Origin of the sequence: Echinicola pacifica DSM 19836 (genome assembly GCF_000373245.1) — a bacterium.
GTDB classification, from domain to species: domain Bacteria; phylum Bacteroidota; class Bacteroidia; order Cytophagales; family Cyclobacteriaceae; genus Echinicola; species Echinicola pacifica.
In genome coordinates this window covers 1-5,273 of record NZ_KB890746.1, presented here as the reverse complement: position 1 = coordinate 5,273, position 5,273 = coordinate 1, and the positions used below count along the sequence as shown (strand labels likewise).

Sequence of the window (5,273 nt, the reverse complement as noted above, 5' to 3'; positions counted from 1 at the left end):
GGTGTAGCTGGTGACATCTATGTGGATGAAGCGACTGGCGATATCTATGCTCATGACGGTAACGAGTGGGTGATGGTAGGCGACATCAGACTGACGATCGATGAAGGTTCTCCATTAGACAATAATACTCCTGGCGTACCTGGCGATGTCTATATTAATAGTATTTTAGGTGATACCTATGTATTTGATGTAACTAGAAATTCATGGACTAAATCAGGCGGGACAGATGTGCTTCTAGTTTCTGGCGGAACGGCAACGCACACTTCAATGGACGGTACAGTAGTAAGTTTCGGAATCAGTCAAAGTGGTGAAGGAACTCCTAGTGCCAACAGTGCTAAGGGTGAAGCTGGAGCAATATTTATTGACGAAAGCACCGGTGATGTGTACTCTTTTGTTGCTGACCCTAATGGGGATGGAGACATCAGTGATTCCACTTGGGTAGTATCTAATGTGGTAGAACCATGGATGGTAGAAAACACCTCGGATGCCGCTACTTCCAATGCGGAGAATATCTTCCAAAATGGAAATGTAGGTATCGGTGACTTCACTGCTGAGGCTGTAAGTGCTGCATTGGATGTGAAAACTGGTGATGCAAGGGTAAGAACGATAAATGGAAATAAGGGTACACTTGTGGCAGCGACTGACGGTCAAAAAGATCGAATAGTTGTAGCTGATGCAGATGGAACGCTTAAAACATTAAAAGCAACCATGCCTAAATTCTTCTTTATGCCTTCAGTGCTTATTCCAGTAGTTGCTGAGCAAGTGCCAGTGGGTGATACCTTCGGAACGATCGACTTGTATCAGAAATACCTTGCCCAATTTGGTGCGCCAATGGTAAGTAGTCCTAGTTCATTAGAAGGGATACCTGTATTGCCATCATCAGAGCTTGAGTACCATATCACTTGGTACGATACAGACATCTTCGAAAATGTTTCAGTGGATGACAATGGGGTATTATCCTATACGGTGAAGCCTGGAGCTGAGGTATATGAAGGTTCATTTATGAATATTGTATTCGTAGTGAAAGATGCCGTTGGAGGCACCCTTTAATACTTGGTTAGGGAATTCAGTTTTCTTAAAATAAGGTATTGAATTAGAAAATAACCGATGAAAATAAACAAAATGGTATTTGGGCTGGCCTTCATGTATATGGGGCTGGCCAATGCCCAAACCACATGTACGGACCCCTTTGCGAAGGATCCGTACTGTGATTTTGATGGAGATGGAATCATTAATCTTCATGATTTGGATGATGATAATGATGGAATCCTGGATGTGAATGAAGGCAAAGGGGAGATTACCGAATTTGGCTATAAAGAAGATATTCTTGTAGCTGGATTTCATGGGGTTTTAGGCCGAACCACTAATGGTGGGTTGATGGGATGGGGAGAGTATTTAAATGCCAATGGCAAAGATCACTTGAAAGTCCCAACAGAAATTACGCCTGCAAACGGCTATAATTACCAAGGAAGTATTTTAAAGTTCACTTACGTGACGACTTATACTTATTCGTCCGAGGCGATAATACTTACCGAAGCAGGCTTGTATGCATGGGGTAATACAACGGGTCCTGAAAATTCAGATAGATATTATAATACTCTGATTCCAGAGGCGCTTCGATCTAGATATACTACACGTTTTTCTAGGATTGTGAGTACTTCTACTTATGGTTTTGGTACGGTGAAAAATCAATATTCCCTACCAGCCGATTATCAGCCATCAGATGTTGATATTCTATATGGCGTGCCTCATAGCCTCTATATCGTAACCAAAGATGGGAAGCTATGGGTGATGGGAGATAATGAGAAGAGTTACGGAGACAATTCTGGTATAGCTGATGCTCTTTGGCACCAGGTACAATTTCCCGATGGAGAGGAAGTATATAAGATAAGAGGAAGTTTGTTTTTTGGATTTGCTCAGACAAAATCGGGTAACCTATACTCCTGGGGATCTTCATCACAATTGGGAGACGGAACGGAAGTAGCTGATATAATTTATCCTACCAAGATGGCAAACCCTATTGGGCCGGGTGAAATGATTGTTCAAATCGCTAGCAATTTAAGGGCGTATTATGTATTAAGTTCATCGGGCCATGTATATTCTATCGGGACTAATACTTCAGGTCAGACGGGAAGGGATTTATATAATTCAACGACAGGAGAGAATAAAGTCTATCTTGAATGGGGGAAAGTAACCCATATGGATGGGACTTACCTAGAGAATGTTAGGTTTCTGTCCGCTCAAGATAATGATGCAAGTAATTCCACAGTGGCGGTAATATTAGAGGATGGTAGTGTAAGAGCTTGGGGTTCCAATGATCAATTTACCTATGGTGGACCAAGCAACCATGCTACTTATAATTACCCCATCGTTCCCTCTGGTACAGAGGGGCAGCAATATACCTATGTAGAAACAGGGGGTCATATTATTCCTATAATCAAAGCTGACGGCTCCTATTGTAATGTGGGACATGATCTGCAGTTTGCATTTGGAGATGGCTCCTCAAATGATGAAAGAATTCCCACTTACCAATGTATTTTGCCTCCTGGAACCTTTTCATTTGAAGCTTCCAAGACTGTGGAGGAGCAAAGCCTGGATACCGATAATGATGGATTCCCAAATTATCTTGACGTGGATTCTGACAATGATGGATGCCCTGATGCTAAGGAAGCAGGACTAATAAATTATATTTCTAGCCTAAATAATCCTTCGGCTAATATCGGAGAAGGTAATATGACTGTAGGGGGTGGCACGCCAGCAGAGTATGGGGCGAATGGGTTCTATAACCTTATTGAGGATGCCGACAATTCCGAGGCGGTTTATACCGGAGTCTATACTTATGAGCCTGCGATAGATGAGAGTATAGACAGTGAATGCCTAGTCGTCCAAAAGGAAGTCTATTCCAACCCTGCAATGAGATCTATCAAATACAGNCAGAAAAATTGAAAAACTTAATTTTGGTTTAACAAAAATAAGTCTTCACTCTGGTGGGTGAGGATTTATTCTTTAAAGATGATGAGCTGCTTAACCCGATTTGAAGTCATAAAGGGAGGTGATTATTATTTCAATAATATGAATCCTCTTCCTTAGGCTGAGGATTCTTTATTTACCATTTGAAGATTTAATTATTCATCGCCTATTATGGCCCATAAGAAAGACAGCGCAAGTATAACCTCCAGGTGAATCATATAGATTTAATGCATTAAGATGATACAATAAANCCATTATAAACCAACTGCTTAAGGCTTTGCCTTACTGAATAACGGACTTGAAATAAACCTAAATAATTAATGCTCGAGCATTTTAANAGGGCTGAAGCCCTCTTTTATCGAGCTATAGACTGTCATAGAGCGACTTAGGTCCCGATTAGGATGGCTGGTTATATAAATTGACATGACTAAATTGTTNTATTACATAACTTTTAGGTTTTCATCTCTCAAGATCTTGTATTATGAAAAGAATAAAATTAGTGTTTTTGCTATCCATCCTTAGTATAGGATTGGCTTTTGCCCAGGCTCCCTGTAATGATCCCACCAGTATGGGNCCCGACTGTGATTTTGATGGNGATGGNATCATCAATAGCCTCGACCTAGANGATGATAATGATGGNGTGCTGGATGTGGTGGAGAGAGGAAATGAAGTAACTGAATTTGGATATAAGGAAGATATTCTTGTTGCTGGATTTCATGGAGTTCTAGGACGTACTGCAGATGGCGGTCTTATGGGATGGGGAGAGTATTTAAACGCCAATGGTAAAGATCACCTAAAAGTCCCTACAGAGATCACCCCTGCAAATGGATACAATTACGAAGGGAATATACTAAAATTCACTTATGCTACTACCTTTACTTTTTCGTCAGAGGCTATTATCTTAACAGAGGCGGGCTTATACGCTTGGGGAAATAAAACGGGCCAAGAAGGTTCCACTAAGTATTATAATACCTTGATCCCAGCTGCTCTTCGGTCTAGATATACGACACGTTTTTCTAGGATTGTGAGTACTTCTACTTATGGTTTTGGTTCGGTGAAAAATCAGTATTCACTTCCCGCAGATTACCAACCATCAGATGTGGAAGTTCTAGATGCCGTTACTCGTAGCATTTATATTGTGACCAAAGATGGGAAATTATGGGTGATGGGAGATAATGAAAAAAATTATGGCGACAATTCGGGCACAGCTGATGCCCTATGGCACGAAGTGCAGTTTCCTGAGGGAGAGGAGGTCTATAAGATAAAAGGAAGCTTCTATTTTAGTTTTGCTCAGACCAAGTCAGGTAATCTTTACACTTGGGGGTCAGTCTCAATAGTAGGAGATGGAACCGCAGAAGCAAGTAGGGTTTATCCCACCAAGATGGTAAATCCTTTAGCAGAAGGTGAAAGGATCGTTCAAATAGGTACAACTTTAAATGGGTATTTTATTTTAAGTTCATCAGGTCATGTGTATTCTATGGGAAATAATACTTCAGGGGAGACTGGTAGGGGCCTATATAATTCATCGACAAAAGAGAATAAGGTTTATCTTGAATGGGGAAGAGTGACCAATCAAGATGGTTCTGATTTAGAGAATGTAAGGTTTCTCTCAGCTCAGGATAAGGATACAAGTTCTTCCACCGTGGCGGTAATACTAGAGGATGGTAGTGTAAGAGCTTGGGGTTCAAATGATCAGTTTACAATTGGTGGTCCCGGCTTTACTGGCTATAATTACCCCATTGTCCCGGCAGGAACTGAGGGGCAGCAATACACTTATGTAGAAACAGGGGCGCATATTACTCCAATAATTAAAGCAGACGGGTCCTATTGTAATGTGGGGCATGACTTCCAGTATGCCTTTGGGGATGGGTCCTCAAATGATGAAAGGATTTCTTCTTATCAATGTATCCTCCCTGCGGGCACTTTTAAGTTTATGGCCTCTAACACCATCGAAGAAAACACTGTAGATACCGATGGCGATGGTGTACCTAATTCCTTTGATCTGGACTCAGATGGTGATGGCTGCCCGGACTCTAAGGAATCTGGACTGATCAGCTATATGGAGGGAATCAATGGTGCGACTTCCTCTCCTGGTACAACCACCAATGGAAATGGGACCGATGCGACTTCTAATACCACTTTAGAAATAGAAGGAGCAATAGTAGGAACGGGAACTCCTGTCGATTATGGAGAAAATGGTTTCTATAACCTTATAGAAACCTTGGATGATCAGGACGCGGCCTATTCTGGGATTTATACCTATACCTACGCCATTGATGATTCGGAAAGCGTAGGCTGCGTAG

1 protein-coding gene is annotated in these 5,273 nt (G+C 41.6%); it reads left to right on the top strand.

Features of this window, described 5'->3' with window-relative positions:
• On the top strand, positions 1–1,050 hold a 1,050-nt coding region (locus tag B050_RS0110705; RefSeq protein ID WP_018473912.1), incomplete at its 5' end, for a hypothetical protein.
• Positions 1,051–5,273 lie beyond the last annotated feature (4,223 nt).